The following is an 18,615-nucleotide window of genomic DNA, read 5'->3' as shown; positions in this document are numbered from 1 at the left end:
GCAGGGGTTGCGCCACACCCCCTGCGGGTTGAGCCGGCCCCGAGCGAAGCGAGGCGCCGAGTCGAAGCCCCTCCGCAACCGAACCCACCAAGGTGACCTCGACAGACGCGCGGGCACGCTACGCGCGCACGAGCTGCCCGACCAGCAGTGGTTGCGCCACACCCCCTGCGGGTTGAGCCGGCCCCGAGCGAAGCGAGGCGCCGAGTCGAAGCCCCCTCCACAACCAGCCCTCACCGAAGTGACCTCGACAGACGCGCGGGCACGCTACGCGTGCACGAGCTGCTCGGCCAGCAGGGGTTGCGCCACACCCCCTGCGGGTTGAGCCGGCCCCGAGCGAAGCGAGGCGCCGAGTCGAAGCCCCTCCGCAACCGAACCCACCAAGGTGACCTCGACAGACGCGCGGGCACGCTACGCGCGCACGAGCTGCTCGGCCAGCAGGGGGCGCGCGCGGGCACGCTACGCGTGCACGAGCTGCTCGGCCAGCAGCGTGCACGAGCTGCTCAGCAGATACAACAAGGGCCGGTGACCCGAAGGTCACCGGCCCTTGTCAGAGGGTCTGACTCAGAAGAAGGCGGGGCGGAAGGTCTTGGCCCACGACTCCTTGAAGGTGCTCTGCCAGTAGTCCCACCAGTGCGCACCGTCCGGGGTGATCCGGGTGGTGAGCTTGACGCCCGGGACGAGCGCGAGGCGGCCGATGTAGATCTGGCTGCTGGTCGACGCGGCGACCTCGAGCGGGATCATCTGCGCGAACTTGACCGGGTCGAAGTTGGCGCTGGCCGGGTTGACCGAGGAATCGTACTTGCTGCCGACACCGCTACCGGACGAGACGTAGACGTTCTTGCCCGCCAGGTTGCCCGCGCTCAGGAACGGATCGTTCTGGAACCAGGTGCCCGCAGGGTAGAAGCCCCACATGTTGAACGGGTTGCCGCCGACCTCCGCGACCGAGGCCATGATGCCCTGGGTGAAGCCCGGCAGGGTGACCGTCGGGTAGCCGCTGTAGGAGGCGACCGCCTTGTAGAAGTTGGGGTGACGCGACGCGAGGTTCAGCGCCGAGGTGCCCGACATCGAGAGTCCGGCGATGCCGTTGCGGCGGTTGTCACTGTTGTGACGCGCCTTCATGTAGCCCGGCAACTCGCGGGTCAGGAAGGTCTCCCACTTGTTGACACCCAGCCGGGGATCGGCGGTCTGCCAGTCGGTGTAGAAGCTGCCTGCGCCGCCGAACGGGATGGCGACGTTGGTGCCCTTGCCTGCCATGTAGCGGGCGACATCGGTGTTGATCAGCCAGCCGCTGTTGTTGGCGGGGGCGCGGAGTCCGTCGAGCAGGTACAGCGTCGGCTTGGGTCCGCCACCGCCGGCCGAGACGATGCACACGGGCACGGTCCGGTTCATGGCGTTCGAGCGGACGTACTCGACATTGCAACCGTTGGCCGCAGAGGCCTCCGGCGGAGCTGCGACCAGCGTCGCACCCGACACGGCCACGAGAGCCACGAGTCCGGCGACGAGGCGCTTACGGGCGCGTGTCAGCATTCGTCAGTTTTCCTTTGGATCACCACGGCCGGAGCCGGCCGCTTGCGGGTCTTGCCTACCGGGTACTGCTGCGGGCTTGTGTACGAAGACGTACGAGGAGGGATTGTATTGGTCCCCCCGGGCAGCGGTACCCGTCCTGGTGAAGTGTAACGGCACGATAACGCCACGGCAAAGGCGAGAGCGGGTCCCGTGACCCCATTACGGAGTGGTACACGTCACACCTCTCTACGCTGAACAGCTCATTCGGGACATAGGCGACGCCGCCGCCACGTGCTGCCGCTTTTCGTTCACGGTCTCGCGATCCGGCCGTTACCGGTTTGCGTGGGCAACGGTGACCGTGGGTCCCGGGTCGCCGAGAGGCCCGCCCGGCCCGCCGGCGGATCACCGACAAGTCCGCTCGACCGGCTCCCGGAACCACTAGGGTCAGGACGTGCACATGGGTGAGTATCTGTCCGCCGACGCGACCACCCTGGCAGGTCTCGTCGCCTCCGGCGAGGTGACGGCCGCCGAACTCCTCGACCTCGCGCGAGCCCGCGCGGACGCGGTGAATACGTCGCTCAACGCGATCGTGATCCGGATGGACGCCGACGCCGATGCCCGCGTCCGGGGCGATCTCACCGGGCCGTTCGCCGGTGTCCCGTTCCTCATCAAGGATCTCGCACAGGACTACCGCGGCTACCCGACGACCCGTGGCTCCCGCGCGCTGGCGACACACATCGCCCGCGAACACTCCGTCGGCGTGCAGCGGTTTCTCGACGCCGGCCTGGTGATCTTCGGTAAGACGAACACCCCGGAGTTCGGCGCGAAGGGCATCACCGAACCCACGTTCTGGGGGCCGACGCGTAATCCCTGGGACCTCGCGGTGACCCCGGGCGGGTCGTCGGGTGGCAGCGCCGCGGCGGTGGCCGCCGGAATCGTCCCGGCGGCCGGGGCCAGCGACGGCGGCGGTTCCATCCGCATCCCCGCCGCGTGCACCGGGCTGTTCGGACTCAAGAGTTCGCGTGGCCTGATGCCGTTCGGTCCGCAGACCGGCGAACCGCTCTTCGGGATGGGCGTCGAAGGCGTGGTGACCCGAACCGTCCGCGACGCCGCGGCACTCTACGACGCACTCATCGGGCCGACGCCGTCGTCGACGTACCCGACGCCGCTGCACACCGAGAGTTACACCGCCCGGATCGCGACCCCACCGCGGTTGCTGCGGATCGGCTACACCACGACGTCGGCGATCAACGCGAATCCGCACCCGGAGGCGGTCGCCGCGGTCGAACACGCCGCGTCGGTGCTGACCGATCTCGGCCACCAGGTCGAGGAGGTCGCCCCACCGCACGACGACGCCGCACTCGCGCGCGATTTCCTCGACATCTGGTTCGCGAAATGCGCCGCGCAGGTCGACGAGGTCCGACGCCTCACCGGTGCTCCCGACTCCCACTTCGAGGCCGACACCCTGACCCTCGCGGAGCTGGGCCGGGCGGCCGGCGTCGTTCCCCTGTTCACCGCACTCGACCGGATCAACGACCACGTCCTGGCCCTCGACCGCTTTCATCAGACCCACGACCTGCTGCTGACGCCCACGCTCGCAGTGCCGCCGCCCCGGGTCGGTTCGATGACCACGCCGCCGGTCCTGCAGCGGGCGGCGCGACTCGCCTCGAGAGCACGGTCCGGCCGGGCCATCGCGCGCCTGGGGATCATCGACAAGCTGATCTACGAGAGCCTCGGCTGGGTGCCGTACACGCAGCTCGCGAACCTCACCGGCCGCCCGGCCATGAGCGTGCCGCTGCACTGGACCGACGCGGGTCTCCCGCTCGGCGTGCAGTTCGTCGGCCGGCTCGGTGCCGACGGTGATCTCCTCGCACTCGCGGCCGGACTCGAGGCGGCCGCGCCGTGGTTCCACCGGTACGCCGACATCTCGCTGTAGTACCGGGCTAACCTCGTCTGCGAGTGCACATGCCCGGAGCAGCCCGGGGATGGCGGCGGGCGTGAGGAGTTGCGGTGGCGGAGCACGGGGCCGACGCGGTGGTCGTCGGCGCGGGACTGGCGGGGCTCGTCGCGACATACGAGCTCACCAAGGCCGGGCGCCGCGTCGTGGTGGTCGATCAGGAGAATCGCAACAACCTTGGCGCCCAGGCGTTCTGGTCCCTGGGCGGGTTGTTCATGGTGGACACCCCCGAGCAGCGCCGGCTGGGCATCCGCGACTCTGCCGACCTCGCTCTCCAGGACTGGATGGGGTCGGCGGGATTCGATCGTGACGACGAGGACTACTGGCCACGCCAGTGGGCCCGCGCCTACGTGGACTTCGCCGCCACCGAGAAGCGGCAATACCTGCATGACCTCGGCCTGCGTATCACCCCGATCGTCGGGTGGGCCGAACGCGGCGGCGGGTTCGCCGACGGCCACGGCAACTCCGTGCCCCGGTTCCACCTCACGTGGGGCACCGGACCGGAGGTGGTCCGGGTCTTCGCCGAGCCGGTCCTGGAGGCGGAGAGGCGCGGCCTGGTCGAGTTCCGATTCCGGCATCGCGTCGACGAGCTGATCGTCGAGGACGGCACGGCGGTGGGCATCCGAGGCGCCACCCTCGCTCCCACCGACGCCGATCGCGGTCAGGCCTCCAACCGGGATGTCGTGGGCGACTTCGAGATCCGCGCCAGAGCGGTCATCGTCACGTCGGGCGGCATCGGACACAATCACGATCTGATCCGTAAGAACTGGCCGGTCGAGCGCCTCGGCCCCGCTCCGGAGACGATGATCTCCGGCGTCCCGGCTCATGTCGACGGCCGCATGCTGGAGATCACCGAGACCGCCGGCGCCAACATCGTCAACCGAGACCGGATGTGGCACTACACCGAGGGCATCCACAACTGGGATCCGATCTGGCCCGATCACGCGATCCGGATCATCCCCGGGCCGTCCTCACTCTGGCTCGACGCCAACGGCAATCGCCTGGCCCCACCGAACTTCCCGGGCTTCGACACCAATTCGACGATGAAGGCGATCCTGTCGGCCGGCCACGACTACTCGTGGTTCATCCTCACGCAGACGATCGTGGAGAAGGAGTTCATGCTGTCGGGGTCGGAGCAGAATCCCGACATCACCGAGAAGGATCTCACACTCACCGCGAAGAGTCGGCTGGCGAAGGGCGCATCGGGTCCGGTGGACGCCTTCGTGCGCAACGGCGTCGACTTCGTGGTCGCCGACAACCTGCCCGAGCTGGTGGCCGGGATGAACAAGATCGCCCGCGGCCCCGAGCTCGATCTCGCACACATCGAACGCATCATCTCCGCGCGTGACGCGGAGATCGGCAACAAGTTCTCCAAGGACGCGCAGCTGATGGCGATCACCAACGCGCGACAATTCCTCGGCGACAAGATCGTTCGCGTCGCCAAACCGCACCGGCTGCTCGATCCGGAGCACGGCCCGCTGATCGCCGTCCGGCTCAACGTCCTCACCCGCAAGACCCTGGGCGGGCTCGAGACCAACCTCGACTCCCAGGTGCTGCGACCCGACGGCAGCGCGTTCGACGGTCTGTTCGCCGCCGGTGAGGTCGCGGGCTTCGGCGGTGGGGGCGTACACGGGTACAACGCCCTGGAGGGGACGTTCCTCGGCGGATGCATCTTCTCCGGCCGCGCCGCCGGTCGGGCAGTGGCCCGGGCCACACCGCGCGGCTGATCCACGGTACGACCGCACGTCGTCGGCGAAAAGGGTTGCCTGCCCTATACATTCGCGGCACGATCTGCTGCCCCATGCCGGTACGCGATCGGCTAGGGTGTTCAGCGTGCCGGTCCCCCAGACGATCCTGACCCGGAAGACGAAATCGGCGATCTTCCTCGTCTTCACCATCGACGACGGCGGTGAGGACGCGGTTCGCGATGCGCTGGAAGAGATCCCCGGACTGAACAACGCGGTGTCCTCGCGAGCGCCCGAGGCGGCGCTGGCCGGCATCGTGTCGATCGGGTCCGCAGCGTGGGACCGCCTGTTCGACGGCCCGCGGCCACGCTCGTTGCGGCCGTTCGTCCCGTACGAGGGCGAGGTCCACACCGCCCCGGCGACGCCCGCCGACCTCCTCGTGCACATCAAGTCCGACGACATGGGCCTGTGCTACGAACTCGGCGCCAAGATCACCGAGGCACTCGGAGACGCGGTCACCGTGGTCGACGAGGTGCACGGGTTCCGCTACTTCGACCTCCGCGACCTCATCGGGTTCGTCGACGGCACCGAGAACCCGACCGGGCAGGCCGCGATCGACGCGATCACGGTCGGCGACGAGGACCCCGACTTCGAGGGCGGCAGCTACGTCGCCATCCAGCGCTACGTCCACGACCTGTCGTCGTGGAACGACCTGAGCACCGAGGATCAGGAAGCCGCGATCGGACGCACCAAGCTCGACAACGTCGAGATGTCCGACGAGGTGAAGCCCCCGAACTCGCACATCGCCCTGAACGTCGTCGAGGACGAGAACGGGGAGGAGATCGACGTGGTCCGTGACAACATGCCGTACGGCGACGTCTCCGGCAGCACGGTGAACGGCAAAGGCGTCAACGGCACCTTCTACATCGCCTACTCGGCGGCCCCGGATGTCACCGAGGAGATGCTGCGCAAGATGTTCATCGGCGACCCGCCCGGCACCTACGACCGCCTCCTCGACTTCACCACGGCGGTCACCGGAGCACAGTTCTTCACCCCGACACTCGACTTCCTCGAAGACCTGCCGCCCGCACCCGACGCGGCACCCGCCACACCCCCGGCACCGACGACCCGTTCCGACGGCTCGCTGGGCATCGGGTCACTGCACTGACGTCACCTTCCGACCACCGCACCAGGAGGACACCATGAACAACCTGCATCGCGAACTCGCGCCGATCTCCGACGCGGCGTGGGCGGAGATCGAGGAGGAGGCGACCCGCTCGTTCAAACGCAACGTCGCCGGTAGGCGCCTCGTCGACGTGACCGGGCCGCTCGGTTCCGACACCGCGTCGGTGACCCTGGGACATCGCACCAAGATCGACTCACCCGCCCAGGGCATCACCGCCTTCCAGCGCCGCACCCAGTCCCTGGTCGAACTCAAGGTCCCGTTCACGGTGTCCCGGGAGGCCATCGACGACGTCGACCGCGGCGCCAAGGACTCCGACTGGGACCCGGTCGTGGAGGCCGCACGCGAACTGGCACTCGCCGAGGACCGGGCCATCTTCGAGGGATACGCCGCGGCGTCGATCAGTGGTATCCGTGCCGAGGCCGCCGCCACCCCCATCCCGCTGCCCGCCGACGTCCGCGACTACCCGGAGGCGGTCAGCCAGGCGTTGAGCACGCTTCGGTTGGCGTCCGTCGACGGCCCGTACGCGGTGGCCCTGTCGGCGGAGGTCTACACCCAGGTCAACGAGACGTCGAATCACGGCTACCCGATCCTCGAGCACATCCAGCGCCTGTTCACCGGCGACATCGTGTGGGCGCCGGCGATCAGCGGCGCGTTCGTCATGAGCACCCGCGGCGGCGACTTCGAGCTGACCATCGGCCAGGACGTGTCGATCGGATACGACTCGCACGACGCCGACGTGGTGAATCTGTACTTCCAGGAGTCGTTCACCTTCCTCACCCACACCGCGGAGGCGGCTGTCGCACTCACCGAACCGCCGACCGTCTGAGCGGCGGTCCGCCGTCCCCACCGGCCCCGGGTCCTGCCTGGCCGACACACTGCGGCGTCCGTTGCGAGCGGCAACTAGTCTGGCGCAGGTGATCGCGAAGAAACCCGGCCCGCCTGCGCTCCCGGCGGTCAGATGCTGACCCGGCTCATCCGCACGTACCTCGTGCGGTACCGCGTCAACGTCGTGCTCGTCATCGTGCTGCAGCTGCTCGCCACCACCGCGATGCTGTACCTGCCGAGCCTGAACGCCGACATCATCGACAACGGCGTCACCCGCGGGGACACCGGCTACATCCTGCGGATCGGCGGATGGATGCTGCTGGTGAGCGTCGCGCAGATCATCGTCACGGTCACCGCCCAGTTCTTCGGCTCCCGCGCCGCGCTGGGGGTCGGACGTGACATCCGCGGCGATCTGCTGCACCGGGTGAACTCCTTCTCCGCGCGCGAGGTCGGCACCTTCGGTGCGCCGTCGCTGATCACCCGCACCACCAACGATGTCCAGCAGGTGCAGATGCTCATCGTCATGAGCAGCGCCATCCTGGTGATGGCCCCGATCATGTGCATCGGCGGCATCATCATGGGTGTCCGCGAGGCACCCGCGCTGTCGTGGGTCATCGCCATCGCGGTGCCTGTCCTCGGAGTCTCGATGGGGGCCATCATCGCGAAGATGATCCCCGGTTTCCGGGCCATGCAGGAACGCATCGACAACGTCAACCGCGTTCTGCGCGAGCAGATCACCGGCATCCGGGTCGTGCGGGCGTTCGTGCGTGAGGACTACGAACGCAAGCGGTTCGCGGTTGCCAACGACGATCTCGCCGATGCGACCCTGCACGTCGGCCGGCTGATGGCCCTGATGTTCCCGGTTGTCATGGTGATCACCAACGTCACCATCGTCGCCGTCATCTGGTTCGGCGGTCACGCGGTCTCCGACGGCTCGCTCGAGATCGGCGCGCTCACCGCGGTGATGAGCTACGTCATGCAGATCCTGATGTCGGTGATGATGGCGTCGTTCCTGGCGATGATGGCGCCGCGCGCCGCGGTCTGCGCCGAGCGCATCTCCGAGGTCCTGGCCACCGACACCTCGGTCCACCCGCCGAGTGAGCCGATCGGCTTCGCCACCCATCCCGGCACCGTGGAGTTCGACGCCGCCGAGTTCCGGTACCCGGGCGCCGACGACCCGGTGTTGAGCGACATCGATTTTCGCGTCGAACCGGGCACGACGACCGCGATCGTCGGGTCGACCGGCTCGGGCAAGACGACGCTCATCGGGCTGGTCCCGCGACTCATCGACACCACGGCCGGCGCGGTCCGGGTCGGCGGCACCGACGTGAAGCGGCTCGACCCCGACGAACTGCGATCGGTCGTCGGGCTGGTCCCCCAGCGGCCGTACCTGTTCTCCGGAACCGTCCGCTCGAACCTGCTGCACGGCAAGGCCGACGCCACCGACGACGAGATCTGGGAGGCGCTGCGCATCGCGCAGGCCGAGGATTTCGTGTCGGCGATGCCCGACGGTCTCGACACCAAGGTGTCCCAGGGCGGCACGACCGTCTCCGGCGGGCAGCGCCAGCGCCTGGCCATCGCGCGGGCCCTCATCCGGCGGCCGGCCATCTATCTCTTCGACGACTCGTTCTCCGCCCTCGACCTCACCACGGATGCGCGCCTGCGCGCCGCCTTGCGTCCCGCCACCCGCGACGCGGCGGTGATCGTGGTGGCCCAACGCATCTCGACCATCGTCGACGCCGAACAGATCGTCGTCCTCGACCGCGGCCGGATCGTCGGTCTCGGCACACACGACGAACTGCGTCAGTCGTGCCCGACCTATGCCGAGATCGTCGAATCGCAGATGGCGATGGAGGAGCGCGCATGACCCGGCCCGGTGGTCCGCCGATGGCGGCCGGACCCGAATCCAAACCCCGGTCGTTCTGGCCCTCGATCAAACGCGTTGTCGCACAACTGGCCTCCTATCGCCTGTTGATGACGATCACGCTCGTGTCGCTGGTGGGTTCGGTCGTGCTCATCGCGATCGCGCCCCGCGTGCTGGGGTATGCCACCGACCTCGTCTTCGACGGCGTCATCGGCCGCACCCTGCCCGACGGTCTCACCAAGGAACAAGCCGTCGCCGGTCTCCGGGAGAGCGGCGACGACACCTTCGCCGACATGGTGTCGTCCATGAACGTGACACCCGGCGTCGGAGTGGATTTCGGCGCTGTCGGGCGCGTGCTGCTCGTCACCCTGGCGCTCTACGTCGTCTCGTCACTGCTCGCGTGGCTGGCCGCCTACCTGCTGAACATCGTCGTCGTCGGCACCATCCGCCGACTCCGCGACGACGTCGAGGCCAAGGTGCATCGCCTACCGCTGCGCTATTACGACACGATGCCGCGCGGCGAGCTGTTGAGCCGGGTCACCAACGATCTCGACAACCTGTCGCAGAGCATGCAGCAGACCATCTCCCAGTTCGCGAACTCGGTCCTGACGGTGATCGCGCTGCTGGTCATGATGATCTGGATCTCGCCGCTGCTGGCGCTCATCGCGGTGGCCACGGTGCCGTTGGCGATCATCGCGACCGGGATCATCGCCAAACGGTCGAAACCGCATTTCTCGGCGCAGTGGTCCTCGACCGGTGCTCTCAACGCTCAGGTCGAGGAGGCCTTCACCGGTCACGAGCTGGTCACCGCCTTCGGCCGGCAGCGCGAGATCGAGGCGACCTTCGACGAACGCAACCAGAAGCTGTACGAGTCGAGTTGGCGTGCGCAGTTCATCTCCGGCGTCATCATGCCGACGATCATGTTCCTGGGAAACCTGAACTACGTCGCGGTCGCGGTCGTCGGCGGACTGCGCGTGGCGTCGGGATCGCTGAGCCTCGGTGAGGTGCAGGCGTTCATCCAGTACTCACGCCAGTTCACCCAACCGCTGACGCAGATCGGTTCGATGATCAACCTCATGCAGAGCGGTGTCGCCTCTGCCGAGCGGATCTTCGACATCCTCGATGCCGACGAGCAATCGCCCGACGCCGCGAAGCCGAAGACGCCCGCCGACGACAAGGGGCTCATCGAGTTCGACGACGTCTCCTTCCGGTACGTCGAGGACAAGCCACTCATCGAGAACCTCAGCCTGGTGGCCCGGCCGGGCCACATGGTCGCGATCGTCGGTCCGACCGGTGCGGGCAAGACCACCCTGGTCAACCTGATCATGCGGTTCTACGACGTCGACTCCGGGGTCATCCGGGTCGATGGTGTCGACTCGACCGAGATGACACGGGACGACCTGCGCGAACGCACCGGCATGGTGTTGCAGGACTCATGGCTCTTCGGCGGCACGATCTACGACAACATCGCCTACGGCGACCCCACCGCCTCTCGCGACGAAGTGATGGACGCGGCCCGGATGAGTCACGTGCACCACTTCGTGCGGACCCTCCCCGATGGTTACGACACGGTTCTCGACGACGAGGGCGGCGGGGTGAGCGCCGGTGAGCGGCAGCTCATCACGATCGCGCGGGCCTTCCTCGCCCGCCCCACGATCCTGATCCTCGACGAGGCGACGAGCTCGGTGGACACCCGCACCGAGCTGCTCATCCAGAAGGCGATGGCGAACCTGCGGTCGGACCGCACGAGTTTCGTCATCGCCCACCGGTTGTCGACGGTGCGCGACGCCGACGTCATCGTCGTCATGGAGGACGGGCACATCGTCGAGCAGGGCAGCCACGACGAACTGCTCGCCGCCCGCGGCGCGTACTGCCGGCTCTACGAGAGCCAGTTCACCGGGGCCATCGAGGCGAGCTGACCCTTCGTGACGCTCGCAAGCTCGCTCCTCAGGGAGCAGGATGACGCGCTCGCAAGCTCGCACCTCAGGGAGCAGTAAAGGCGGCCCACCCCCGCTCCCTGAGGAGCGCCCGGAGCTTGCGGAGGGCGCGTCACGAAGGGTCTGGCGACCCACTCAGCGTGGCAGTCGGTTCGCATTCGGCCCGGCACCGGCGACCAGGTCCACGGCGTGGGCAGGTTCGAGACGGCCGTACCACTCCCCGGCCGGGTTGACGATCGCGAGCGGGCCCAGGTTGCAGGGACTCAGGCAGCCTGTGCCGGTGACCTTGGTCGGGGTCCCCTTGGAGGTCGCGGTGAGTTGGCGGTGAAGTGGTCCGGCACCATAGGCCATGCAGCGCGGGCCTTTACAGACGAGCACGTGTCGGTCGTGATCCTCGATCACCGACCAGGCCGGACTGCGATAGGACGCCGGTGATACTCGGATGTCCTCGGCAGGAACCCGCTCGATGGCGTCGGCGAGGTCGGCGACCACCGCTCCGGCGATGTCCGGTTCGATGATCGAGATGTCGAGACCGACACCGGACCGACTCTCCCGCCAGTTCGCCACCGCCCGCTTGGTCCAGGTCACCAGGTACTTGTCGCGCGGGATCGCCACCGGGACGAGGTTGACGGCCGACAGCCCGTCACCGGCCGCGCGGTCGAGCTCGTCATGGACGGTGGGTGTCGAGATGTCCAGGTAGGCGAGCCCGACATCACGGGCACTGCGCGCCCGCAGTCGGTCGACCATCGCCACCGCCGACGCCTCGTCCAGTCCGCTCACCGTCGGGCGGAGCACGACGACGATCCGGCAGTCTTTCGAGGTGGTCATCCGCCGAGCGTCTCCGCGAAGTCGATCCCGCTGCCGGGGACCAATCCGTACTCCTCGAGGGACTTCCGCAGCTCTTCGGCGCCATAGATGTTCGGGTAGCCGGAGGTGAACATCGCCAGCGGCAGGACCACGAACCTGTTGTCCCGGACAGCCGCGGTGTCACGGAGTCCTGCCCGGGCCTTGATGGCGTCGATCTTGCCCTGGACTTCGTCCGGACTCTTCTTGTAGTCCATGATCACGATGACATCCGGGTCTGCCGAGGCAACGGTTTCCCAACTCGCCCGGAACCAGGTGTTGTCGACGTCGGCGAAGACGTTCGCCCCGCCCGCGACATCGATGATCCCGTTCGGCGCTCCGTTGCCACCGCTGGTGTACAGGTCCTCCTCACCGCTGTCATAGATCAGGACACGCGGCGCCACTGCCGGACGCGGCGCGCCCTGCAGCCGGCGCAGTCGATCGTCGAGTTCGGTCCCGGCAGCGGCGGCGGCCTCCTCGGTCCCGAAGAGGATTCCGTAGTTCTTCACGTCGGCTCGCAACGCATCCCAGGGATCCATGGTGCCGAGCTTGTCCGGGGCGTCACCGCCCTGGCGGCAACTGTCGGAGATGATGTACGACGCAATGCCGTTGGCCTGCAACGACTCGGGCGTCACACCCGATGCGCCCTTGAACAGTCCGCTGTAGGAACCAACCACCAGATCGGCGTCCGCGCCGAGTGCCGTCTCCATGGTGATGGTGCTGCCCTCGAGGTGGGGGACGTCGGCGATCCCAGGGCCGAACATCGACTCCATCACCGGATCATTGTTCTTGTTCAGCGACACTGCGGCAAGCTTGTCGAGTCCCCCGACCTTGAGGATCGTTCCGACGTTGGCCCCGTTGCTCGTTGCGACCACGCGCTCGACCGGCACCTCGTAGGCCACTTCGGCGCCGCAGTTGGTCAGCGTCGCCGACTCTCGTTCTGCCGCGTCGTCGGTGGGCGGAGTGGCACTGCAACCGGCCAGCACAAGGGCCGCAGCCAACGCTGCCGTCGCGAGGGGCGTTCGGAAGTGCCTTGTGGTGGTTCTCGTCATCGTGTCTCCATTGTCGGTGTCGAATCAGTTGGCGGGCAGGTGGTCGTGACCGGGATCGCGCAGCGGCAGCGGCGTATCCAGCGACGCGCCCGGGGTCGACTCGAATACGAGATGCGTTCGGCCTGTGTCGCTGTTGAGAACGCGGTGGGCGGAGACCCCGAAGACCTCGGCGACGACTGCGGGATCGAGCGCGGTGGCGGCGTCGCCGTGCGCGCGGATTCTGCCGTCGTTCAGCACGTACACCGAATCGCAGTGGCGAGCAGCCAGATCGAGGTCGTGAAGCGACACGAGGACCGTGGTTCCCAACGTTCGCACGAGCCCCAGCAGGTCCAGCTGGTGCCGGATGTCGAGGTGATTGGTCGGTTCGTCGAGAACGAGTACGCCACAATCCTGGGCGAGTCCTCTGGCCAGGGCGACGCGGCGTCGTTCACCACCGGAGAGGTGGTCGACGGCGGCGTCCCGGTGCTCGATCATCCCGACCGATCGCAGAGCTGCTTCCACCGCGGCGCGGTCATCGGTGCGACCCATACTCCACGGCGGTGCGTAAGGAAGCCGCCCCAACGAGACGTACTCGTGCACCAGCATGTCGGCGGGTAGGTCCACTTCCTGCGGCACGAAGGCGATCTGCTTGGCCCGGTCCCGGACGCTCATCGATTCGGTTGCCCGGCCGTCGACGGTGACCGTGCCACGCCGCGGTCCGAGCAACCCGACGACCGACCTCAGCAAAGTCGACTTGCCGGACCCGTTGGGACCGACGAGGCCGACGATGTCACCTGCCCGCACGTCGAGTGAAATGTCCTGCAACACCGGGTGATCGTCGATCCACACCTCGACCCCGGACGCTGCGATCCCGACCGGTGTGCGACTCATGCGGCGGCACCGAACTGGTAGCGGCGCCGGCCGAGGATGAACAAGAACAGCGGCGCACCGATGACTCCGGTGACCACGCTGAGCGGGATCTCGACCGGCCGCAACGCAATCCGGGCGACGACGTCGACGAGAACCAGGAAGACCGCGCCGATCAGGGCTGAGGTGGGCAGGACCCAACGGTGCCGGGAGCCGACGAGAATGCGTGCGATGTGGGGGATCACCAATCCCACGAACGCGATGGCCCCCGACACCGCGACCATCGTGCCGACCATCACCGCGAGGAGCGCGAACAACAGGTTTCGTAGCAACGGGACGCGAACGCCCACCGCGGCGGCGACATCGGGTCCGGCCGAGAGGGCGTCGAGCCACCCATGGAGTGCGAAAGCGATCGCGGTGCAGGTCACGACGACCGAGACCGGCAGCAGCAGCTTGCCCCACGATGCGCCGGCAAGACTGCCGAGCAGCCAGAACAGGACCGATTGAGCGGCCTGCGAATCGTTGGTGCGCAGCACGAGGAAGCTGGCGATGGCGGACAGCGCCGATGCGGCAACGGTTCCGGTGAGCACCAGCCGGAGCGGAGTGATACCACCCTGGCTCATGGTGATCGCGAAGACGAGCAGCGCGGCTCCCAGTGCGCCTGCCATTGCTCCGAGGCTCAGCGACCACAACCCGAAGCCGGCAAGGAACCCGGTGGTGATCACCGATGTCGCCCCGACTGCCGCACCAGACGAGACGCCGAGAAGGTGCGGGTCGGCCAGCGCATTGCGGACCAGGGTCTGGACCAGCACCCCCGCAACGGCAAGACCCGCGCCGACCACCAGCCCGAGCAGGATTCGCGGCATCCGGATGTCCCAGACGATCGCAAGCTGGGTACGCGTGACGGCAGGCCCACCGAACCGTGAGGCGATCACGTCGACGACCGTGGACACGGGCAGCACTTCAGCGCCCGAGCACAGGGCGAGAAACGCAGCGGCCAGACCCAACCCGAGCACGACGACAACGACGACCACGGGACGGCGTCGTCTCGTGCGTCTGTGCGTGCGCGGCAGTACCGGCGCCCTGCGGGCACCATCGATCAACATGTGTCGTCGGTCCATCCTCGTGGCGTGACAAGCAGCATCGAGGCTGGTATCTGGCTGAGTCAGTGCGTCGAGGTCATCGACGCGCCGAGTTCACAGTGGCGGGACCGCGCCGGAGTCGAACCGGCTTCCCAGGGATCTCGATGCGACGAGACTACGACATACCCGACAGTCTCCGACACCGCGCCCCGACGACACGGGCGTCAGGGTCGCTCGTTGCGCCCCGCCCGCTCGACGAGGGCGGCGACGCGCTTGGTCTTGGTCTCCGGTCGTTTCGCCAGGGCGATCTGCGACAGTCCGAACTTGCGCGCACTCGGCGGAAACGCATCCCAGTTGGCCCGCGCGACGGGGTCGGCGTCGAGCGCGGCGGCGAGTTCGGGGGACTCGATCAGCGCCTCGGCGTCGTCGAACATCGTCCAGAGACCGCGGGCCTGGGCGTCGTCGATCACGGCTTGCCCCGCGGGCTGAATCCGACCGGCGGCCGCGAGGTCGGCGACACGCGCCTTGTTCGACGCCGACCATCCGCTGTTGCGTCCGCGCCGGGTGAACCACATGCCGCGGCGGCGGTCGTCGATGACGCGGGTGTGGCCGTCGATCCAGCCCCAGCACAGCGCCTCGCGAACGCACTCGTCGTAGTCGATCGGTTCCCGGCCCGATCCCTTGCGCCAGAACACCAGCCACACGCCGCCGGATGAGTCGTGGTTGTCCCGCAACCACTCTCGCCATGCCTCGATCGTGTCCACGGCGAGCTTCGGCGCATCGGGGTCGGCCATGCGTTCACCCTAATCAGCCGGGCCTCGTCTCGGTACAGTTGAGCCGTGAACGAGATCGTCAGCTTCGCGACGGACAACTGGTGGCTGATCTTCCCCATCGGCGCTGTCGTCGGCGGGTGGGCGGGGTCGATCGGGAAGTACAACGAGAAGCGGCGCAAGGACAAGATCGAGCTCGCCCGGATCAAGGCGAACGCGCAGACCGAGCAGCTCAAACTCACGACGACGTCGGCCGACCAGGTGCGCCGGACCCTCCGCCAGCACGACTCGCTGAACGAGAAGTGGTTCGGTTACGAGCTCGATCTCGCGACGCTCATCGAGTACCCGATGATGACCGACATGCGAGAACCGCTGACCCTCGCGTTCCACCGCGCCCGGGTCCGCGCCGACGATCTGCGACCCGAGCCGGGCGCCAAGGCGCCGCTGCCCGATTCGATGTCCCCGGCAGACTTCGCCGAGTACCGCGACGCCGTGGGCGAATACGCCGCGGCATTCGACGCAGCCGAACGAGAGTCCCGGCGGCGCAGGCAAACCGACTTCTCACCCGTCGAACGCGAAGCCCTGGACCGGGCGCGCAAGCTGATCGGCGTGGCCGCCGACTCCGCGGCCACACTCGCAGAGCGGCAGGCGGCCTACAAGAAGGCCCGGGCCGAACTCGAGGGCATCATCGACGTTCCGCAGGTGGCCGCGGCGCAGCTCGAACGGCAGATCGCCGGCGCTCTCGAGCGCGGCTCGGAGTGATCAGAGGTCCGGGATCGGCAGGTCCAGGTTCGGCGAGATGATCCCGCCGTCGACCTCGAGGATCTTGCCGGTGACGTACGCGCCGGCCGGGGACGCCAGGTAGAGGGCGGCCGCGGCGATGTCCTCCGGGTCGCCGAGTCGGTGCAGCGGAGTCGATGTCTCGACTGCGGTACGCATTCCGTCGTCGCCCGCGACGATCTCCAGCGCCGATGTCAGGATGGCGCCCGGTGCGATGCCGTTGACCCGGATCTTCGGATTCAGATCCATCGCCGCGATGCGCGTGTAATGCGCGAGAGCAGCTTTCGCGGTGCCGTAGGCGGCGTAGGCACGTCCGGGCAGGCGGCCCACCGCCGACGTGATGTTGATGATCGAACCCCGGCCGCTGGTCGCGAGGATCTGCTTGGAGCCGGCGACGACCAATGCGTGCGCGTTACCGACATTGAAGTCGAAGGCATCTCGCAGGTGCTTGGGGCTGGTGTCGAACAGAGGCCGGGGCATCGCCCCGCCGACGTTGTTCACCACGGTGTCGAGCCGCCCGAACTCGTCGACCGCGGTCTGCGCGAGCGCCGCCGCCGCATCGGGGTCGCCGAGGTCCACGGAGACGGTGCGCGCGCGTCGGCCCGCCGCGCGGACCCGTTCGGCGACCTGCTCGAGGTCGGATTCACTGCGGGCCGCGATCACCACGTCGCCGCCGGCCTCGGCGAAGGCGAGCGCGATCGCCGCCCCGAGGCCCCTGCTCGCGCCGGTCACGATGGCCACCTGGTCGTCTATCCGGAATCTGTCGAGAATCACCCGTCGACCATGCCACGCCGGGACCAAAAACGAGAACGTGTTCTAGAAATCGGCCGGAAACAGCAGGTCGTGGTCTCAGTAGTCGCGGCCGGCGGACACCACGGAGAGCAGTTCCTCGCCCGCGGCGAACCTGCGGAGGTTCTCGGCGACCCACGGTGCGAGCTCGCGCGTCAATCCCGACGCCGGGTTGGCGACATGCGGGGTGATGATCACGTTCGGCAGGGACCAGAGCGGATGGTCGTCGGCGGGCGGTTCCGGATCGGTCACGTCGAGGGCCGCGCCCGCGATCTGGCCGTCGGCCAGCGCCCGGTACAGAGCTTCCTCGTCGACGAGCGGGCCGCGCGCGATGTTGACCACCCACGCATGGTCGGGCAGCGCCGCGAGGCTCTCGGCGTTGATCATGTGCCGGGTCTCGGGCGTCGCCGGCGCCGCCAGCACCACGTGGTCGATGGTTCCCCACAGCTCGTCCAACTCGTCGGACCGTCGGATCTCGTGCGCACCGGGCACGTCGCGGCCCGATCGGTTCACCGCGACGACGCGGGCACCGCACGCCCGGAGACGTGGGGCGAGGGAGGCACCGATCCCGCCGGCACCGACGATGGCGACGGTGGCGCCGTGCAGCGACCGGACCGCGGTGTCGATCCGTTCCTTGTCCCAGTGCCGGAGGACGGCGGTGTTGATCTGCCGGAGTCCTGCGAGGAGCAGCGCCAGCGCGTGCTCGGCGACGTTCTCGGCATAGAAGCCCGACGCGTTGGTCCAGAGCCGGCGGTCGTCGAGGATGTCGGCGGCCACGAAATCCTCGATGCCCGCGGTCTTGAGGGCCACCCATTCGACGGTGTCGGGCAGTTGCGGGAAGTCCGCGGGCGGCCCGATCCACACCAGCACCCGGGCGTCGTCGAGGCCGACGATCTGTCCGCCCGCGCCCTCGATCGCCGCGACCAGGTGCTCGTCGCGGACGGGTTCGAGGGCGACGGCCACCGGGGTCATCGGGAGACCGATCGGGCCGCGGTGGTCGCCAGTTCGTCGGCGATCTCGTTGAAGTGGTCGCCGGCGTGCCCCTTCACCCAGCGCCACTCCACCTGATGCCGTTTCTCCTCCTCGACCAGACGACGCCACAGATCCGCGTTCTTGACCGGCTTGCGATCCTTCGTCTTCCATCCGTTGGCCTGCCAGCCGTTGACCCACTTCATGATCCCGTTGCGGACGTAGGTCGAGTCGGTGTAGATGATGACGGTCGACGGCCTGGTCAGCGCCGCGAGACCCTCGATGGCGGCGGTGAGTTCCATCTTGTTGTTCGTCGTGTCGGGTTCCGACCCGGAGATCCGCCTCTCGGTGCCCTTGTATCGGAGCACCGCGCCCCATCCGCCCGGGCCCGGGTTCCCCAGGCAGGCACCGTCGGTCGAGATCTCGACGACGGCCGAGCCCGATTCCGGGTCTGCGGAGGAGTCGTCGGTTGTCGGGTTCGCGGAAGCTGTCACGCACGGAAGCCTACGGCAGCTGCGATGCCC

At 68.1% G+C, this 18,615-nt stretch carries 16 protein-coding genes and 1 riboswitch; of the genes, 7 read left to right on the top strand and 9 right to left on the bottom strand.

Annotation, left to right across the window (positions count from 1 at the left end):
- Positions 1–561: 561 nt before the first annotated feature.
- Positions 562–1,527, bottom strand: a complete 966-nt coding sequence (locus tag AB4Z55_RS04265; protein WP_004020404.1) for an alpha/beta hydrolase family protein — start codon at positions 1,525–1,527, stop codon at positions 562–564.
- A gap of 436 nt (positions 1,528–1,963) precedes the next feature.
- Here AB4Z55_RS04265 and AB4Z55_RS04260 point away from each other — a divergent pair, with 436 nt between their 5' ends.
- The 6 genes from AB4Z55_RS04260 (at position 1,964) to AB4Z55_RS04235 (ending at position 10,942) form a co-directional block, all read left to right on the top strand.
- A complete protein-coding gene (locus tag AB4Z55_RS04260) occupies positions 1,964–3,442 on the top strand; it encodes an amidase (RefSeq protein WP_354561952.1) in 1,479 nt (492 codons plus the stop codon).
- 74 nt (positions 3,443–3,516) lie between these two features.
- Entirely contained in the window at positions 3,517–5,190 is a 1,674-nt protein-coding gene (locus AB4Z55_RS04255) for an FAD-binding dehydrogenase (RefSeq protein WP_369519211.1), read from the top strand.
- 106 nt (positions 5,191–5,296) lie between these two features.
- The gene (locus tag AB4Z55_RS04250; RefSeq protein ID WP_354561955.1) at positions 5,297–6,316 is read left to right on the top strand and encodes a Dyp-type peroxidase; all 1,020 of its coding nucleotides are present in this window, start codon (positions 5,297–5,299) and stop codon (positions 6,314–6,316) included.
- A 34-nt stretch (positions 6,317–6,350) separates the two neighbouring features.
- Positions 6,351–7,160 carry a family 1 encapsulin nanocompartment shell protein gene (locus AB4Z55_RS04245; protein ID WP_004020408.1) on the top strand — a complete coding sequence of 270 codons (810 nt, stop codon included), beginning with the start codon at positions 6,351–6,353 and terminating at the stop codon, positions 7,158–7,160.
- 132 nt (positions 7,161–7,292) lie between these two features.
- The gene (locus tag AB4Z55_RS04240) at positions 7,293–9,026 is read left to right on the top strand and encodes an ABC transporter ATP-binding protein (RefSeq protein ID WP_004020409.1); all 1,734 of its coding nucleotides are present in this window, start codon (positions 7,293–7,295) and stop codon (positions 9,024–9,026) included.
- Complete coding sequence (locus AB4Z55_RS04235) at positions 9,023–10,942, top strand: ABC transporter ATP-binding protein (protein ID WP_369519210.1); 1,920 nt, start codon at positions 9,023–9,025, stop codon at positions 10,940–10,942. The genes AB4Z55_RS04240 and AB4Z55_RS04235 overlap by 4 nt, the downstream gene beginning before the upstream one ends.
- 153 nt (positions 10,943–11,095) lie before the next feature.
- Here AB4Z55_RS04235 and AB4Z55_RS04230 read toward each other — a convergent pair whose 3' ends face one another.
- From AB4Z55_RS04230 to AB4Z55_RS04210, 5 genes are all read right to left on the bottom strand, one after another.
- On the bottom strand, positions 11,096–11,788 hold the full coding sequence (locus AB4Z55_RS04230; protein ID WP_354561958.1) for a (2Fe-2S) ferredoxin domain-containing protein: 693 nt from the start codon (positions 11,786–11,788) through the stop codon (positions 11,096–11,098).
- A complete protein-coding gene (locus AB4Z55_RS04225) occupies positions 11,785–12,855 on the bottom strand; it encodes an ABC transporter substrate-binding protein (protein ID WP_369519209.1) in 1,071 nt (356 codons plus the stop codon). Before AB4Z55_RS04225 ends, AB4Z55_RS04230 begins: the two co-directional genes overlap by 4 nt.
- 24 nt (positions 12,856–12,879) lie before the next feature.
- Positions 12,880–13,725, bottom strand: coding sequence for an ABC transporter ATP-binding protein (locus AB4Z55_RS04220; RefSeq protein ID WP_354561961.1), 846 nt, complete (start codon positions 13,723–13,725; stop codon positions 12,880–12,882).
- Positions 13,722–14,735 (bottom strand): iron ABC transporter permease, encoded by a 1,014-nt coding sequence (locus tag AB4Z55_RS04215; RefSeq protein ID WP_354561962.1) that lies wholly within the window; start codon positions 14,733–14,735, stop codon positions 13,722–13,724. Before AB4Z55_RS04215 ends, AB4Z55_RS04220 begins: the two co-directional genes overlap by 4 nt.
- A 95-nt stretch (positions 14,736–14,830) precedes the next feature.
- Positions 14,831–14,978, bottom strand: a riboswitch (cobalamin riboswitch).
- A 29-nt stretch (positions 14,979–15,007) separates the two neighbouring features.
- Positions 15,008–15,577: a YdeI family protein gene (locus AB4Z55_RS04210; RefSeq protein ID WP_369519208.1), complete on the bottom strand. Its 570-nt coding sequence runs from the start codon at positions 15,575–15,577 to the stop codon at positions 15,008–15,010.
- A 45-nt stretch (positions 15,578–15,622) separates the two neighbouring features.
- Between AB4Z55_RS04210 and AB4Z55_RS04205 the strand changes: the two genes are divergently transcribed.
- Entirely contained in the window at positions 15,623–16,315 is a 693-nt protein-coding gene (locus AB4Z55_RS04205) for a hypothetical protein (RefSeq protein ID WP_369519207.1), read from the top strand.
- Here AB4Z55_RS04205 and AB4Z55_RS04200 read toward each other — a convergent pair whose 3' ends face one another.
- From AB4Z55_RS04200 to rnhA, 3 genes are all read right to left on the bottom strand, one after another.
- Positions 16,316–17,107, bottom strand: coding sequence for an SDR family oxidoreductase (locus AB4Z55_RS04200; protein WP_369519206.1), 792 nt, complete (start codon positions 17,105–17,107; stop codon positions 16,316–16,318). It lies immediately after the preceding gene.
- A gap of 75 nt (positions 17,108–17,182) precedes the next feature.
- A complete protein-coding gene (locus AB4Z55_RS04195; protein ID WP_004020414.1) occupies positions 17,183–18,094 on the bottom strand; it encodes a D-isomer specific 2-hydroxyacid dehydrogenase family protein in 912 nt (303 codons plus the stop codon).
- Entirely contained in the window at positions 18,091–18,585 is a 495-nt protein-coding gene (rnhA, locus tag AB4Z55_RS04190) for a ribonuclease HI (RefSeq protein WP_369519205.1), read from the bottom strand. The genes AB4Z55_RS04195 and rnhA overlap by 4 nt, the downstream gene beginning before the upstream one ends.
- Positions 18,586–18,615: the final 30 nt, after the last annotated feature.

The organism is Gordonia sp. ABKF26 (genome assembly GCF_041103195.1).
Lineage (GTDB): Bacteria > Actinomycetota > Actinomycetes > Mycobacteriales > Mycobacteriaceae > Gordonia > Gordonia terrae.
Note: the sequence above shows the minus strand (reverse complement) of the source record. Positions and strands in the feature narration are given on the sequence as shown.

What these genes read in the sequence shown, in the direction of transcription:
- AB4Z55_RS04235 (WP_369519210.1), top strand. Translation starts at nt 9,023, where the DNA reads ATGACCCGGCCCGGTGGTCCGCCGATGGCGGCCGGACCCGAATCCAAA.
- AB4Z55_RS04240 (WP_004020409.1), top strand. Translation starts at nt 7,293, where the DNA reads ATGCTGACCCGGCTCATCCGCACGTACCTCGTGCGGTACCGCGTCAAC.
- AB4Z55_RS04195 (WP_004020414.1), bottom strand. Translation starts at nt 18,094, where the DNA reads ATGACCCCGGTGGCCGTCGCCCTCGAACCCGTCCGCGACGAGCACCTG.
- AB4Z55_RS04230 (WP_354561958.1), bottom strand. Translation starts at nt 11,788, where the DNA reads ATGACCACCTCGAAAGACTGCCGGATCGTCGTCGTGCTCCGCCCGACG.
- AB4Z55_RS04220 (WP_354561961.1), bottom strand. Translation starts at nt 13,725, where the DNA reads ATGAGTCGCACACCGGTCGGGATCGCAGCGTCCGGGGTCGAGGTGTGG.
- AB4Z55_RS04245 (WP_004020408.1), top strand. Translation starts at nt 6,351, where the DNA reads ATGAACAACCTGCATCGCGAACTCGCGCCGATCTCCGACGCGGCGTGG.
- AB4Z55_RS04225 (WP_369519209.1), bottom strand. Translation starts at nt 12,855, where the DNA reads ATGACGAGAACCACCACAAGGCACTTCCGAACGCCCCTCGCGACGGCA.
- AB4Z55_RS04210 (WP_369519208.1), bottom strand. Translation starts at nt 15,577, where the DNA reads ATGGCCGACCCCGATGCGCCGAAGCTCGCCGTGGACACGATCGAGGCA.
- AB4Z55_RS04260 (WP_354561952.1), top strand. Translation starts at nt 1,964, where the DNA reads ATGGGTGAGTATCTGTCCGCCGACGCGACCACCCTGGCAGGTCTCGTC.
- AB4Z55_RS04265 (WP_004020404.1), bottom strand. Translation starts at nt 1,527, where the DNA reads ATGCTGACACGCGCCCGTAAGCGCCTCGTCGCCGGACTCGTGGCTCTC.